Genomic DNA, 15,732 nt, shown 5'->3' on the forward strand with positions numbered 1-15,732 from the left:
GCAGCCCTTTCGCGACACAAGGCCGCTCCTACAGGGACCGCATCAGGCTCTGAATTGGCCAAGGCTAGCCCGCAACTGCGCCGCCAAGTCATCCAGCACCTTGCTACTGGCCGTGGTCTGCATCACCACTTCAGCCGAGCGCTCAGCCTGAGCATGGATAGTCTCCACACGCCCACGCACTGCCTGCGCCCCGCTCGCCTGCTGCTCGGCCGCCCGGGTGGCCAGGCCGATGGCTGCGTGCACCTGCTCCACCGCTGCCTGCACCGACTGCTGGCGGCGCTCGTTGTCACGCAGCACCAGCAAGCCTTCGCTGGCCTTGAGACCCGCCTGGCTGATGGTGGCGACGGCTTCCTTGGCGCCCTTCTGCAGCGCGGCGATATGCGCCTGGATATCACCCGTGGAACTTTGCGTCTTGCTCGCCAGCGCCCGCACCTCATCGGCCACCACGGCAAATCCGCGCCCGGTTTCGCCAGCACGGGCGGCTTCGATGGCCGCGTTCAAGGCCAGCAGGTTGGTCTGTTCGGCGATGCCGTGGATAACCGTCAGCACCACTTCGATCTGCTCGCTCTGCTTGGCTAGGCGCTCGATCACCTGGGAGCCGGCCTCCACCTGCCCGGCCAGGTTCTCGATCAAACCGGCTAGCTGGGTTGATGTGCGGCTGTTCTCGTCAGTTGCCTGGCGGATATCCACCACCTGCTGCAGGGCTGCCTGCATCGCGTGGCTTTCAGCCTGGGCCTCGTCGGCCATGCTTGACAGGTCGCGCAGGCTGGCCGCCACTTCATCGCGTTGCAGCGCAGCGGCAGCATCGGCGCCGGCATTGCGCTGGGCCATTGCGCCAATCTCAACGCCGGTACGCTGCGCCACCTCGCCGGCCTCGCGCACGATGGGCTGCAGCTTGTCGACAAAGCGGTTCACCGCCGAGGCCATGTCGCCGATTTCATCGCGGCTGTCGAGCAGCACGCGCTTGGTCAGGTCGCCTTCACCGGCAGCGAGGTCGTCGAGTGCAGCGATCAGCAGGCGCAGCTTGCTCAACACCCGCCGGCCAAGCACCACGGCTACCACCAGCAGCACCCCTAGGCCGACCAGCACCAGCCCCAGGCCGATGCGCCAACGCAGCTCTGCAGCAGCATCGCGAACCGTCTGCGCTGTATTGGCCTGCATCGCGGCGGCGCTGCCCTGGGCCTTTTCCAAACGCTCGCGCAGGGTGTTGCCACTCTCGGCCGCAGCACCGACCAGGCTGTCACCGACCAGTTGCTCGCCACTGGTGATAAGGGCGGCGAAGCGCTGGTCGAGCGCCTTGAGCTCCTGGTCGATGCCAGCCGTGGAAACACCCATCACCACCTTGCCGATTTCCGCACCATTGGGGCTGATCGAGGCCTCGACGAAGTACACCGCCGGGTCCCGCCGTGCCGCGTCGATCACCTTGTCCAGCGCACGCTCGCCCTGACCTTTTTCCATCAACGCCTGGTTGATCGGGTTCTGCCGGTTCAGGTAGCGGGTAAGGTGCTGGCCCTGAGCGTCGTCGTAAACCACAAACAGCACGTTGGGGTTGCGCTGGGCGCGGCGCGCGAAGTCGGAGAGCACCGGCACATCGTTGTCCCAGATCGCCCGCGGTGCGACCGACGCCAGCAGCTCGGCCATATCGTTGGCGGAGTCCTTGAGGTTCTTCTCCAGCGTGCTGCGCAGCTGCTGCTGCTCGCTTTGCAGGCGTGCCGACAAACCTGCACTCAGGCGCTGGCGGGTGCTGCTGGAGAGGCCGTCGAGGCCTGAGCGCACATCTTGCCCGGCTTGCTCCAACTCACTGGCGAGTTGGCGGCTGTCATTGCCCAGGCGTTCACCCAGGTCGGCTTCCAGGGCGGTGACCGTGCTTCGGGTAAGCGCAACGGCGACCAGCACCTGCACCAAAAGAGCGATACCAAGGGCAACAAACACAGGCCGCAAAAGGCGGCTTCGTAACAGTGAGAGGATGGCAGACACGGTGTAACCCTCGTGTTTTCTGGCGCCACTATTTTGATGGCATCTTCAGAAACTTCTTACAGCAAGGGTTGTGCCGGGGGCAGCAGGGAAATGTGCCAAGGTCTAGCAATGAGGTTGCCCGCACGGGCCTCTTCGCGGGTGAACCCGCTCCCACATGGACCGCGCAGGTCCTGAGGACTGTGCAGGACCTGTGGGAGCGGGTTTACCCGCGAAAGGGCCGGGACAGGCATACCCCACAAATGAAAACGCCGCAGCCCCTTTCAGGGCCACGGCGTCAGATCAGCCTGGAAGGCAGATCAGGCGAACGGATGACGCAGCACGATGGTCTCGTTGCGGTCCGGGCCGGTGGAGATGATGTCGATCGGCGCGCCGATCAGCTCTTCGATGCGCTTGATGTAGGCGCGAGCGTTGGCTGGCAGTTCTTCCAGGGTTTTCACGCCCAGGGTCGACTCGCTCCAGCCTGGCATCTCTTCGTACACCGGCTCAAGGCCGATGTAGCTGTCGGCATCGGAAGGCGCGTCGATGACGGCACCGTTCTCGTTCTTGTAGCCAACGCAGATGTTGATGGTTTCCAGGCCATCCAGTACGTCCAGCTTGGTCAGGCAGATGCCCGAGATGCTGTTGACGTCGATGGCGCGACGCAGGATCACGGCATCGAACCAGCCGCAACGGCGCGCACGGCCGGTGGTGGAGCCGAACTCATGGCCACGCTTGGCCAGGGTAGCGCCAGTCTCGTCGAACAGTTCGGTCGGGAACGGACCGGAACCTACGCGAGTGGTGTAGGCCTTGGTGATACCCAGGATGTAGTCCAGGTACATCGGGCCAACGCCAGAACCAGTGGAGATACCGCCAGCGGTGGTGTTGGAGCTGGTGACGTACGGGTAGGTACCGTGGTCGATGTCCAGCAGCGAGCCCTGGGCACCTTCGAACATGATGTCCTTGCCAGCGCGACGCAGGTTGTGCAGCTCGGCGGTGACGTCGAGCATCATCGGCTTGAGCTGTTCGGCGTAGGCCATGCATTCGTCCAGGGTCTGCTGGAAGTCGATGGCCGGCTCTTTGTAGTAGTTCACCAGCTGGAAGTTGTGGTAGTCCAGCAGCTCACCCAGCTTGGCGGCGAAACGCTCGCGGTGGAACAGGTCGCCCACGCGCAGGCCGCGGCGTGCGACCTTGTCTTCGTAGGCTGGGCCGATACCACGGCCGGTGGTGCCGATCTTGGCTTCGCCGCGGGCTTTTTCGCGGGCCTGGTCCAGGGCAACGTGGTACGACAGGATCAGCGGTGCAGCCGGGCTGATGCGCAGACGCTCGCGCACCGGTACGCCCTTCTCTTCCAGCTTGGTGATTTCACGCATCAGGGCATCCGGGGCAACGACCACGCCGTTGCCGATCAGGCACTGTACGCCTTCACGCAGGATGCCGGACGGAATCAGGTGCAGAACGGTCTTTTCACCGTTGATCACCAGGGTGTGACCCGCGTTGTGGCCACCCTGGTAGCGCACTACGGCGGCAGCATGTTCGGTCAGCAGATCGACGATCTTGCCTTTGCCCTCATCACCCCACTGGGTGCCCAGGACGACGACATTCTTACCCATTACATTGGTCCTCATTCACGCAAACTTGGTTGCCGGCCTACTGCCGGCGCAGAAACTCACTGGGCCAGCGGCAGAACCTGCCAGCGCCCGTCTTGCTGAATCAATTGCCGATCACAATCCGCCTCGAGAGCAGCACTCAACGGCTGGCCAGGCAGGGCCTGGACCACACGCTGGCCCTCGTTGCGCAACTGGCAGACTTGCTGCCAGAGGGCCGCGTCGCCACTGTCCGGCATCCAGATGCCGCCAGTTGGCAATACGACCTCCGCTCGCCCCAGTGTGACCAGGGTCTTCAAATCCGTGGAGAAACCGGTGGCCGGGCGGGCCCGGCCGAAATCGGCGCCGATGTCGTCATAGCGCCCGCCCTGGGCGATCGATTGGCCTTCGCCCGGCACGAACACGGCGAACACCACGCCTGTGTGATAGTGGTAACCGCGCAGCTCGCCGAGGTCGAAGTACAGCGGCAGGTCCGGGAAGCGCGACGCCAGGCGATCGGCGATCGCCAGCAGGTCGTCCAGCGCCGCCAGCACGCTGGCCGGGGCTCGGCCCAGGCGCACGCGGGCTTCGGCCAGCACTTCGCGACCACCGCACAGTTCCACCAGCGCGCGCAGCATATTGCCCAGGTCCTTCGGCAGGTCGGCGGTCAGCACCTGAACCTCATCAACGGCCTTGCGCTGCAGCGCGTCGAACAGCTGCTGCTCGACCGCGCCGGACAGGCCGGCAGCACGGGCCAGGCCGCGGTAGATACCGACGTGGCCCAGGTCCATGTGCACATCCGGCACATCGGTCAGCTGCAGCGTGGCAAGCATCAGGCTGATGACTTCAACATCGCTGGTGGGGCTGGCATCGCCGTACAGCTCGGCACCCAGCTGGATCGGGCTGCGCGAGGTGGACAGGGCACGCGGCTGGGCGTGCAGCACGCTGCCGGCATAGCACAGGCGGCTCGGGCCTTCACGGCGCAGGGTGTGGGCGTCAATGCGCGCCACCTGCGGGGTGAAGTCGGCGCGGAAGCCCATCAGGCGACCGGACTGCGGGTCTACTACCTTGAAGGTGCGCTGATCCAGGTCCTGGCCGGCGCCGGTGAGCAGCGACTCCAGGTACTCGATATGCGGGGTGACGACCAGCTCGTAGCCCCAACTCTGGAACAGGTCCAACACCTGGCGGCGCGCGATCTCGATGCGCGCGGCCTCAGGTGGCAGTACTTCCTCGATGCCATCTGGCAGCAGCCAGCGGTCTACCGTTGCCATTACGCCATTTCCCCTCTGGTCCGGGCGGCTTGCCAGCAGGCGAGCCGTCAGTAAAGCCGGTATCGCGCACAGCAGCGGGCAGCACTGATCCCAGCGCAGCCACCGTACCCGACACCCTCGAATTGCCTTGCGACCTGACCAATCCGCCAACTGGCGGTTTGCCAATCAACCTTGCAGACGCAAAAAAGCCGGGAAATTTCCCGGCTGCCTCATCATACACCCCTTTTCATTCAGGATGCACCCCGCCTGGCGTTTTAGCTGCCAGGCGGGGCGCCGCTGCATGAAAATCAGGGCCTGAGCATCACGGCCTGCTCTTGTCCAGGAAGCGGAAGAACTCGTTCTTCGGATCCAGGACCAGCACGTCGCTCTTGCTCGAGAAGCTCTCGCGGTACGCCTGCAGACTACGGTAGAACGCATAGAAATCAGCGTCCTGGGTGTAGGCCTTGGCGTAGATGGCAGCCGCCTGGGCATCGCCGTCACCGCGGGTTTCCTCTGCTTCGCGATAGGCCTCAGCCAGCAGTACGCGGCGCTGACGATCGGCATCGGCACGGATACCTTCAGCCAGCTCGTTACCCTTGGCGCGGTGCTCACGGGCTTCACGTTCACGCTCGGTGCTCATGCGATCGAACACGCTGCGGTTAACTTCCTTCGGCAGGTCGATGGCCTTGACGCGCACGTCGACCACCTCGATACCCAGCTCCTTGGCGGCCATGCGGTTCAGTGAAGAAGTGATGTCAGCCATCAGCGCGTCACGTTCACCGGAAACCACTTCGTGCAGGGTACGTTTACCGAACTGGTCACGCAGGCCGCTTTCCAGACGACGCGACAGACGCTCGTCGGCGATCTGTTTCATGCCGGATGTGGCGGTGTAGAAACGTTCGGCGTCCTTGACGCGCCACTTGGCGTAGGCGTCGACCATCACCGCTTTCTTCTCCAGAGTCAGGAACCGCTGGGTCGGGGCGTCGAGGGTCATCAGGCGGGCGTCGAACTTGCGCACCTGGTTCACGTACGGAATCTTCACGTGCATGCCCGGCTGTACATCCGCCTGGACTACCTTACCGAAGCGCAGCAATACCGCACGCTCGGTCTGGGACACGATGTAGAAGCTGTTCCAGGCCACGATGGCCAGGACCACGGCGGCGATCAGGGCGATCAGCGATCTGTTGCTCATCAGCGGCTCTCCCTAGTACGCAGCGGCTGCTGTTGCTGTTGCAGGTCCTGCGCCGCACGGGCGGCCGCATCGTTGACCGATGGCGACACGCTGGTGGTCGGCGCGGACGGGTTGCGGCTGCCTTCGACCATCTTGTCCAGCGGCAGGTAGAGCAGGTTGTTCTGCCCGTCCTTGGTTGCCACCATGACCTTGCTCGAATTGCTGTAGACCTCTTGCATGGTCTCCAGGTACAGGCGCTGACGGGTCACGTCAGGTGCCTTGCGGTACTCGGCGACCAGCTTGGTGAAGCGATCGGCCTCACCCTTCGCGCGGGCAATGACTTCGTCGCGGTAACCGTTGGCGTCCTCGATGATGCGCTGGGCCTGACCGCGGGCTTCCGGAACCACGCCATTGGCGTAGGACTCGGCCTGGTTGCGGGCACGCTGCTCGTCTTCACGGGCTCGGATCACGTCGTCGAAGGCTTCCTGCACTTCACGCGGGGCTGCCGCGCTCTGTACGTTGACCTGGGTAACGCTGATACCGGTGCGGTAAGTATCGAGGAAACGCTGCAGACGTTCGCGGATATCCACGGCCATCTGTTCACGGCCTTCGGTCAGCACCTGGTCCATCGAGGTGGAACCCACCACGTGGCGCAAGGCACTGTCGGTCGCGTGCTGCAGGCTGACCTCAGGCTGGTCGACGTTGAGCACGAAGTCCTGCAGGTTGCTGATCTTGTACTGGACGGTCAGCGGTACCTCGACGATGTTCTCGTCTTCGGTCAGCATCTGGCCCTGCTTGGTATAGGCACGCTCGCGCGTGACGTTCTCCATGTACTTGCGATCGATCGGCGGGAAGTAGATGTTCAGGCCGGGACCGACCGTCTCATAGTACTTGCCGAAGCGCAGCACCACGGCCTGCTCCTGCTCGTCCACCACGTACACCGCGCTGTACAGCCAGATTGCAGCCAGCACCGCCAGGCCGATGCCCAGCAAGCCCAGGCCACCGCCCTTGCCGATATTGCGGTCGCTGCCGCCACGTTTCTTGCCGCTGCCGAACATGCCGTTCAGGCTGTCCTGCAATTTGCGGAAGGCCTCGTCCAGGTCCGGTGGACCTTTCTTGTCACCACCGCCGCCACCGCCATTCCGGCGACCGCCCCAGGGATCCTGATTGTTCGAGTTGCCACCCGGCTCGTTCCAAGCCATAGCGCTCTCCATCTGATAAAGCAAAGACGCGCCCACGGCGCGCCGTCCAATGCTACAGAATGCCTGTCACTGCTGCCCGGCGACCTCGACGAGCATTTATTGCAAAGTGTGTTGCTCGACAAACACTTGCGGCTCCATGCCTTCGCGGCTGACCAGGCGATTCAGTTCGACCATGGGCAGTCGCACGCTCAGCAGGCTGCGCCCTTCTTCATCATGCTCTTCACTCTGCACGGCACCCAAGGCAAAGAATTGCGCGCGCAAGCGGGCAAAACGCTGCTCCAGACACAGGGTACCGACAAACAGATCATCCCCCAGCAACTCGGCAATCGCCTGGCCGACCAGCTCCAGGCCACGCCCATCGCGTGCCGATACCCAGACCCGTTCCGGCTTGCCATCGGCATTGCGCTGGATCTGCGGCTCGACATCTTCGAGCAAGTCGAGTTTGTTATACACCTCGAGGATCGGCAACCCTTCGGCACCAATCTCGCCCAACACCGCCAGCACCTGCTCGATCTGCTCCATGCGCTCCGGCTCATGGGCGTCGATCACATGCAGCAACAAGTCGGAGTTGCTCGACTCTTCGAGCGTAGCCCGAAATGCCTCGACCAGCTTGTGCGGCAGGTGGCGAATGAAGCCCACGGTGTCGGCCAGCACGATCGGCCCCAGGTCGTTCAGCTCGAGCCGGCGCAGGGTCGGGTCGAGGGTGGCGAACAGCTGGTCCGCAGCATACACCTCGGATTCTGTCAGGGCGTTGAACAGCGTGGACTTGCCGGCGTTGGTATAACCCACCAGCGATACCGACGGAATGTCCGCACGCTTGCGCCCGCGGCGTGCCTGCTCGCGCTGGCTGCGCACCTTCTCCAGGCGTGACTTGATCTGGCGAATGCGCACCCGCAACAGGCGGCGGTCGGTTTCCAGCTGGGTTTCACCCGGGCCGCGCAGGCCGATACCACCCTTCTGTCGCTCAAGGTGGGTCCAGCCGCGCACCAGCCGCGTGCTCATGTGCTCGAGCTGGGCCAGTTCGACCTGCAGCTTGCCTTCATGGGTACGCGCCCGTTGGGCGAAAATATCGAGGATCAGCCCGGTGCGGTCGAGCACACGACACTCGAACACACGTTCGAGGTTGCGCTCCTGACTGGGCGTGAGGGTGTGATTGAAAATCACCAGGTCTACCTGCTCGGCATGGACCAGGTCGTGCAACTCTTCGACCTTGCCACTGCCAATCAGGTATTTGGCGGAAGGCTGATGCCTTGCCACCGTGACCAGCGAGACGATGTCGGCACCGGCCGACAATGCCAGCTCCTGAAACTCCTGCGGGTCTTCGCGCGCCTCAGGGTTCTGACCTTCCAAGTGAACGAGCAACGCCCGCTCACCACCACCGTGGCGCTCAAAGAACAATGCAGGCTCCTATCAGGCGTTGCCTGGCTCGCTGTCGCCGTGTTCGGAATCGGACGGGCTTGGCAGACGAACCGGACGGGCAGGAACCACGGTCGAAATGGCGTGCTTGTAGACCATCTGGCTGACGGTGTTCTTCAGCAGTACCACGAACTGGTCGAACGACTCGATCGAACCCTGCAGTTTGATGCCGTTGACCAGATAGATGGATACCGGGACCTTTTCTTTTCTCAAGGTGTTCAAGTAAGGGTCTTGTAGCGAATGCCCTTTTGACATATGCCGCACTCCTGTAAGGATAAATAATAGAAAATCAAGAAAATCGATAAATTAGGCCGCCCCTTCGCAAGAATAGACGGCAATCAGCAGGGACTCAGCTCAATATGGAGATGGCCCCAAGGTATTTCAAGGTGCGGGACAGATTGTCGCAGGCCAGGCTGTCAAGCCAGTGTACTTCAGGCCAGCCACGCAACCAGGTGAACTGCCGCTTGGCCAGCTGCCTGGTGGCAATGATACCGCGTTCACGCATCTCATTCTCAGTCAGCTTGCCGTCCAGGTAATCCCAGACCTGCCGATACCCCACTGCCCGTATAGACGGCAGCCCGGCGTGCAAGTCACTTCTGGCTCGCAGCGATCGGACCTCGTCGACGAAGCCCTGTTCCAGCATCTGTGAAAATCGTAACGCAATTCGCTGATGCAAAATGTGACGATCTGTAGGAGCAATCGCCAAACTCGCGACAGTATAGGGCAAATGTCCGCCAGCGCCTGCGTCTGCGCCGCGACTTTCCGCGAATTGACGCTGTCGATGTGCCGTCATGCTCTCGCCACTCACCCGGTAAACCTCCAACGCCCTGATTAATCGCTGCGGGTCGTTGGGGTGGATACGCGCCGCCGACTCAGGGTCAACCTCGGCCAACTGGCGGTGCAACTCGGCCAGCCCCAGCGCTTCGGCCTGGGCTTCCAGCTCGGCACGCACCGCGGCATCGGCCGCCGGCATGTCGGCCAGGCCATCGATCAACGCCTTGTAATAGAGCATGGTGCCGCCCACCAGCAGCGGGATCTTGCCGCGCGCGGTGATCTCGGCCATGGCCTCCAGGGCATCGGCACGGAACTGCGCAGCCGAATAGCTTTCGGCCGGGTCGCGAATGTCGATCAGCCGGTGCGGGTGGGCGGCGAGGATTTCTTTGGAGGGCTTGGCCGAACCGATGTCCATGCCGCGGTAGACCAGCGCCGAATCGACGCTGATCAGCTCGCACGGCAGTACTTTGGTCAGCTCGATGGCCAGGTCGGTCTTGCCGGCCGCCGTCGGGCCCATCAGGAATATTGCAGGGGGCTTGCCGCTCATTTCATCGACCGCGCAGGAAGAGTTTGTCCAGGTCGTCCAGGCCCATCTGGGTCCAGGTGGGGCGACCATGGTTGCACTGGCCGCTGCGCTCGGTGTTTTCCATGTCACGCAGCAGGGCGTTCATCTCGGGGATCGCCAGGCGCCGGTTGGCGCGCACGGCACCGTGACAGGCCATGGTACCGAGCAGCTCGTTGAGGTGCGCCTGGATACGGTCGCTGGTGCCGTATTCCATGAGGTCGGCGAGCACATCCTGCACCAGTCGGTTGGCCTCGGCCTGCTTGAGCAAAGCCGGGATCTGGCGGATAGCCAAGGTCTCGGGGCCCAGACGTTGCAGTTCGAAACCCAGCCGTTGGAACCACTGCGCGTGCTCTTCGGCGCAGTCTGCTTCACGCTGGCTCAGGGCCAGGGTCTCGGGCACCAGCAGCGGCTGGCCGCTGAGGCCCTCGCTGGCCATGGCCACCTTGAGGCGCTCGTACATGATGCGCTCGTGAGCGGCGTGCATGTCTACCAGCACCAGGCCAATGGCATTCTCGGCCAGGATGTAGATACCCTTGAGCTGCGCCAACGCGTAGCCCAGCGGGGGAATGTCGCCCTGGCTTTCAGGCAGCGTCGTCGGCACCGCGCCTTCATCCAGCGGTTTGTAGAACTCGCGATACACCGCCTGCGCCTCGGCGGCCGGCAGCGGCTGCGAGGGGCGCGGCGTGTACTGGTACTGGTAACCCGCACCACTACCACCGCTGGAGAATGACTGCTGCGGGCCACGTGGCTGCTCGAGCACCGGCGAGGCAAGGCGCATTTCGCCCTGGGGGCCGAACTCACCGGCCTGCTGGCCCGTGGCGCGGACCACTTCGGGTACGGCAGCTGGCGCCGCCAACTGGTCTTCCGGACGCACATCGGCCAGGGCGCGATGCAGGGTGCCATACAAGAAGTCGTGCACCGAGCGCCCCTCGCGGAAACGCACTTCGTGCTTGGTCGGGTGCACGTTGACGTCGACGCCGTTGGGCTCCAGCTCCAGGAACAGCACAAAAGTCGGGTGCCGACCATTGAACAGCACGTCGCGGTAGGCCTGGCGCACGGCGTGGGCGACCAGCTTGTCGCGCACCGCACGGCCGTTGACGAAGAAGTACTGCAGGTCTGCCTGGCTGCGCGAGAACGTCGGCAGGCCGACCCAGCCCCAAAGGCGCAGGCCGTTGCGTTCCACGTCGATCGGCAGCGCCTGCTCCATGAAGCCCGGGCCGCAGATGGCGCCCACCCGCCGCGCACGGGCGGTTTCATCGTGGGCCTCGTGCAGGCTGAGGATGCTCTTGCCGTTGTGGCGCAGGTGGAAGCCGACATCGAAGCGCGCCAGCGCCAGGCGCCGTATCACTTCCTGCAGGTGATCGAATTCGGTTTTCTCGGCCTTGAGGAACTTGCGCCGGGCCGGGGTATTGAAGAACAGGTCGCGCACTTCCACCGAAGTACCCACCGGGTGCGCCGCCGGCTGCACCCGCGGGGTCATGTCCCGGCCTTCGGTTTCCACCTGCCAGGCCTCGGTAGCGCTGGCGGTACGCGAGGTCAGGGTCAGGCGCGCCACCGAGCTGATCGAGGCCAGGGCCTCACCACGAAAGCCCAGGCTCAAGACCCCTTCCAGATCCTCCAACTCACGGATCTTGCTGGTGGCGTGACGGGCCAGGGCCAGCGGCAGGTCGTCGGCGGAGATGCCGCTGCCATCGTCTCGCACTCGCAGCAGCTTGACCCCGCCCTGCTCAACTTCCACGTCGATACGCCGGGCGCCGGAGTCCAGGCTGTTCTCCAGCAACTCTTTGGCGACAGAGGCCGGCCGCTCGACAACCTCGCCGGCGGCAATCTGGTTGGCCAGCCGCGGGCTGAGCAGCTGGATGCGCGAACCGCCACTCATTGCGAGGCCAACGTGGTAGCAGGGATATCGAGGCGCTGGCCGACCTTCAGCTCATCGGTCTTGAGGCTGTTGGTGCTGCGCAGGCTGGTGATGCTGACCTGGTAGCGAACGGCAAGCATCGCCAGGGTCTCGCCAGGGCGCACCGTGTGCTCACGCGGGCCAGCGGCGATCTTGCCGGTATCGCGCAGCCAGGCGATGTAGGTGCCTGGCGGCGGGTTCTGCTGGAAGTACTGGCGCACACCGGTATGGATCGAACGGGCCAGGGCCTGCTGATGGCTGGCGGTGGCCAGCTTGGCAGCTTCGTTGTTGTTCGAGATGAACCCGGTTTCAACGAGGATCGACGGAATATCCGGCGACTTCAGCACCATGAAGCCGGCCTGTTCCACCCGCTGCTTGTGCAGGGAGGTAATGCGGCCCATGTTGCCCAGCACCTTCTGCCCGACATTGAGGCTGGAGCTGAGCGTGGCGGTCATCGACAGGTCGAGCAGCACGCCGGCCAGCATGCGGTCCTTGTCGTCGAGGCTGACGTTACCGGCACCACCGATCAGGTCGGAACGGTTTTCAGTGTCGGCCAGCCAGCGCGCGGTCTCGGAGGTAGCGCCGCGGTCGGACAATGCGAACACCGAGGCGCCAAAGGCGGCGCGGGACGGCGCGGCGTCGGCATGGATCGAGATGAACAGGTCGGCGCCCTTCTTGCGGGCGATTTCCGTGCGCTTGCGCAGTGGGATGAAGTAGTCGCCGGTACGGGTCAGCTCGGCCCGGAAGCCTTTTTCGCTGTTGATCTGGCGCTGCAGTTCCTTGGCGATCTGCAGCACGATGTCTTTTTCATGCTGGCCACGCGAGCCGGACGCACCCGGGTCTTCGCCGCCGTGACCGGCGTCGATGGCAACCACGATGTCACGCTTGCCGTTGGGAACCGGCGGCAGCTTGATGGCAGGCTGGGCCGGGGTCACCGGTACTGCTGGCGTGGTTGCAGGCGTTGGTGCCGGAGTCGGGGCCGGAGTCGGCGCGCTGGCCGCGATGGCGTCAGCCTCCTGATCGTACAGGTCGACCACCAGCCGGTTGCCGTACTGGGCATTGGGCGCCAGGGTGAAGCTTTTTGGGGTGACCGACTTTTTCAGGTCGACCACCACGCGCAGGTCGGTCGGGGTGCGCTGAGCCGAACGCACGCTGCTGATCGGCGTATTGGAGGTAGCCACGTTCAGTGGCGCGGCCAAGGTCGCGCCATTGATGTCGATAACCAGGCGATCAGGTGCGCTCAGGGTGAAGACGCTGTGCTGCACGGGGCCAGACAGGTCGAAGACCAGCCGCGTGTTGTCCGGCGCGCGCCACAGGCGCATGCTCTTGACTTGAGTGACGGCCAGAGCGTCAACGGTCACCGTTGTCAGCAGCAGCCCAACGATGGCGACCAGTGCGCGTATGCGCATACCTACCCCACTTACTGTTTATAGTGTTCGGCCAGTGCCACGCACCAGGCCTCGCCGCGAGCCCCCTGCGGCGAAAGGTTCAGCGAGCGTCCGCCCGCTTGGGGGCTTATGGTAATGGTCAGGTCGGGCTTTGGCAAAACGCCCGCACCCTTTTGTGGCCATTCGAACAGGCACAGCGGGTCGCCCTCGAAATAGTCACGAATGCCCATGAACTCCAGCTCTTCCGGATCGACCAGGCGATACAGGTCGAAATGGAACGCCCGCACCTCACCGATCTCGTAAGGCTCGACTACGGTGAAGGTCGGACTTTTCACTGCACCAGTATGGCCCAGGCCACGAATCAGGCCACGCGACAGCGTGGTTTTGCCCGCGCCCAGGTCACCTTCCAGAAAAATCACGCCGTGACCGCTGGTCACCTCGGCCAGTTGTGCGCCGAATTTGACCGTGGCCGCTTCATCGGCCAGAAACAGGTTTAAGCCAGACACGCAGAATGCTCCTCCAACAACTCACGAATGACCGGCGCCAGATCGCTGGCAGCCAGGCCTCTACCTTTTACGCCCAGACGCTCGCCGGCACAGGCGTGCAGCCATACCCCCAGCCCCGCGGCATGCCAGGCATCCAGGCCTTGGGCCAACAGCGCCGCCAGCACGCCGGTCAGCACATCGCCCAGGCCGGCACCGGCCATGGCCGGGTGGCCACGTTCGCACAACAGCAGTTGCCCGGCCGGGTCGGCTACCAGAGTGCCGGCCCCCTTGAGCACGCAGACGCTGTTGTAACGCCGCGCCAGCTTGCGTGCAGCGCCCGGGCGATCCGCCTGTACAGCCTCGGTGGAAATGCCCAGCAGCCGCGCTGCCTCCCCTGGGTGCGGGGTAAGGATGCTGCCACTGGGCAGGGCCAGCGGGGTGCGCGCCAGCAAGTTCAGGGCATCGGCGTCCCACACCTGTGGGCGCTCGGCATTGGCCACCGCCGACAGCAGGCTGCGACCCCAGGCCGCCTGCCCCAGGCCTGGGCCGACCACCAGCACCGAAGCGCGCTCCAGCACGCCCATCAGCTGGTTGGCCGAAGTGGCGCCCAGGCACATGACCTCGGGCAGGCGCGCCAGGCTGGCAGTCACGTGTTCAGGCCGGGTCGCCACGCTGACCAGCCCCGCGCCACAGCGCAGGGCGGCCTCGGCACTGAGCAGCACCGCGCCGCCGGTACCGAGGTCGCCACCGACCACCAGTACATGGCCGAAGTCGCCTTTATGGGCATGCGCATGCCGTGCCGGCAGGTGCGCGACAGTCACGCTGCTGAGCAATTGAGGGGTATGGCTGGGGTGTTTGGTCTGCGGCATGGGGTCAAAGGCTCCAATGTCTGGCAGAATTATACGCACCTGAGCCCGTATTGCCTTGCCCATCCATGTCCGCCTGTACGCCTGACCTCGCCCAACTGGCCCAATCCATCAAGATTTGGGGCCAAGAACTCGGTTTTGCCCATGTTGGCATCGCCGGGGTAGACCTTGGCGAACACGAACACCATTTGCAGCGCTGGCTCGACGCCGGCTACCAGGGCGAGATGGATTACCTGGGTGCCCACGGCAGCAAGCGTGCACACCCAGAGCAACTGATCCCTGGCACGGTACGCGTGGTATCGCTGCGCATGGACTACCTGCCGGGCGACACACAGATGGCGCAGCGCCTGGCACAGCCCGAAAAAGCCTACGTATCGCGCTACGCCCTGGGCCGGGATTACCACAAGCTGGTGCGCAAGCGCGTGCAGTTCCTGGCCGATCGCATTCAGGAAGCCATCGGCCCGTTCGGCTACCGCGCCTTCGTCGACAGCGCTCCTGTGCTGGAAAAGGCCCTGGCCGAGCAGGCCGGGCTGGGCTGGATCGGCAAGAACACCCTGCTGCTCAACCGCAAGGCGGGCAGTTATTTCTTCCTCGCCGAGCTTTTCGTCGACCTGCCGCTGCCGGTGGACGAAGCCACCACCAGCGAACATTGCGGGCGCTGCCAGGCCTGCCTGGACATCTGCCCGACCCAGGCCTTCGTCGGGCCGTACGTGCTGGATGCTCGGCGCTGCATCTCCTACCTGACCATCGAACTGCGGGGGCCGATCCCCGTCGAGTTGCGTTCGAAGATGGGCAACCGGGTGTTCGGTTGCGATGACTGCCAGATCGTCTGCCCGTGGAACCGCTTTGCCAGGCACAGCCAGGAGCAGGACTTCCAGCCACGGCACGGGCTGGAGAATGCCGAGTTGGCGGAGATGTTCCTGTGGGATGAAAGGACCTTCCTGCGCAAGACCGAAGGCGGGCCATTGCGCCGGGCCGGGTATGAGCGCTGGTTGCGCAACCTGGCGGTGGGGCTTGGCAATGCGCCATCGACAATCCCGGTGATCGAAGCGCTGAAGGCGCGGCGCGAGGATGCCTCGGAGCTGGTAAGGGAGCATGTGGAGTGGGCGCTGGCGCAGCACGGCATTTCGTAGCCCCCCTGAGGTAGATTGCCCAGCCCTTTGGGCTGCGTTATCGCAC

The 15,732-nt window shown here is 64.2% G+C and carries 13 protein-coding genes and 1 pseudogene; 1 reads left to right on the top strand and 13 read right to left on the bottom strand.

The genetic code is table 11. From position 1 onward, the window contains the following. Window positions 1-42: 42 nt before the first annotated feature. The 13 genes and pseudogenes from RR51_RS31845 to RR51_RS01660 all read right to left on the bottom strand — a co-directional run bounded on the left by RR51_RS31845 (window position 43) and on the right by RR51_RS01660 (window position 14,556). Window positions 43-927, bottom strand: a complete 885-nt coding sequence (locus tag RR51_RS31845) for a methyl-accepting chemotaxis protein (RefSeq protein ID WP_371034222.1) — start codon at window positions 925-927, stop codon at window positions 43-45. 21 nt (window positions 928-948) lie between these two features. After that, window positions 949-1,641: pseudogene (locus tag RR51_RS31850) on the bottom strand (methyl-accepting chemotaxis protein); the annotation flags it as partial. A 632-nt stretch (window positions 1,642-2,273) separates the two neighbouring features. After that, window positions 2,274-3,566, bottom strand: coding sequence for an adenylosuccinate synthase (locus tag RR51_RS01610; RefSeq protein WP_013974430.1), 1,293 nt, complete (start codon window positions 3,564-3,566; stop codon window positions 2,274-2,276). Between the two features lie 56 nt (window positions 3,567-3,622). After that, window positions 3,623-4,810, bottom strand: coding sequence for an ATP phosphoribosyltransferase regulatory subunit (locus RR51_RS01615; protein WP_013974431.1), 1,188 nt, complete (start codon window positions 4,808-4,810; stop codon window positions 3,623-3,625). A gap of 301 nt (window positions 4,811-5,111) precedes the next feature. Next, window positions 5,112-5,981 carry a protease modulator HflC gene (gene hflC, locus RR51_RS01620; RefSeq protein ID WP_039612436.1) on the bottom strand — a complete coding sequence of 290 codons (870 nt, stop codon included), beginning with the start codon at window positions 5,979-5,981 and terminating at the stop codon, window positions 5,112-5,114. After that, window positions 5,981-7,162: an FtsH protease activity modulator HflK gene (hflK, locus tag RR51_RS01625; RefSeq protein ID WP_039612437.1), complete on the bottom strand. Its 1,182-nt coding sequence runs from the start codon at window positions 7,160-7,162 to the stop codon at window positions 5,981-5,983. Before hflK ends, hflC begins: the two co-directional genes overlap by 1 nt. Before the next feature lie 96 nt (window positions 7,163-7,258). Then, complete coding sequence (hflX, locus tag RR51_RS01630; protein ID WP_015272005.1) at window positions 7,259-8,560, bottom strand: ribosome rescue GTPase HflX; 1,302 nt, start codon at window positions 8,558-8,560, stop codon at window positions 7,259-7,261. Between the two features lie 12 nt (window positions 8,561-8,572). Beyond that, window positions 8,573-8,833 carry an RNA chaperone Hfq gene (hfq, locus tag RR51_RS01635; RefSeq protein ID WP_003258160.1) on the bottom strand — a complete coding sequence of 87 codons (261 nt, stop codon included), beginning with the start codon at window positions 8,831-8,833 and terminating at the stop codon, window positions 8,573-8,575. A 94-nt stretch (window positions 8,834-8,927) separates the two neighbouring features. Next, window positions 8,928-9,899, bottom strand: a complete 972-nt coding sequence (miaA, locus tag RR51_RS01640) for a tRNA (adenosine(37)-N6)-dimethylallyltransferase MiaA (RefSeq protein ID WP_013974436.1) — start codon at window positions 9,897-9,899, stop codon at window positions 8,928-8,930. Between the two features lies 1 nt (window position 9,900). Next, window positions 9,901-11,796: a DNA mismatch repair endonuclease MutL gene (mutL, locus tag RR51_RS01645; protein WP_039612438.1), complete on the bottom strand. Its 1,896-nt coding sequence runs from the start codon at window positions 11,794-11,796 to the stop codon at window positions 9,901-9,903. Next, complete coding sequence (locus RR51_RS01650; protein WP_039612439.1) at window positions 11,793-13,223, bottom strand: N-acetylmuramoyl-L-alanine amidase; 1,431 nt, start codon at window positions 13,221-13,223, stop codon at window positions 11,793-11,795. The genes mutL and RR51_RS01650 overlap by 4 nt, the downstream gene beginning before the upstream one ends. Window positions 13,224-13,234: 11 nt before the next feature. Further along, entirely contained in the window at window positions 13,235-13,687 is a 453-nt protein-coding gene (gene tsaE, locus RR51_RS01655) for a tRNA (adenosine(37)-N6)-threonylcarbamoyltransferase complex ATPase subunit type 1 TsaE (RefSeq protein ID WP_374987852.1), read from the bottom strand. 8 nt (window positions 13,688-13,695) lie between these two features. Beyond that, a complete protein-coding gene (locus RR51_RS01660) occupies window positions 13,696-14,556 on the bottom strand; it encodes an NAD(P)H-hydrate dehydratase (RefSeq protein WP_039612441.1) in 861 nt (286 codons plus the stop codon). 65 nt (window positions 14,557-14,621) lie between these two features. Between RR51_RS01660 and queG the strand changes: the two genes are divergently transcribed. After that, window positions 14,622-15,686 (top strand): tRNA epoxyqueuosine(34) reductase QueG, encoded by a 1,065-nt coding sequence (gene queG / locus RR51_RS01665; RefSeq protein ID WP_039612442.1) that lies wholly within the window; start codon window positions 14,622-14,624, stop codon window positions 15,684-15,686. The last annotated feature ends 46 nt before the right edge of the window (window positions 15,687-15,732 follow it).

The sequence above is a fragment of the Pseudomonas sp. C5pp genome (assembly GCF_000814065.1).
In the GTDB taxonomy this organism is placed as follows: domain Bacteria; phylum Pseudomonadota; class Gammaproteobacteria; order Pseudomonadales; family Pseudomonadaceae; genus Aquipseudomonas; species Aquipseudomonas asiatica.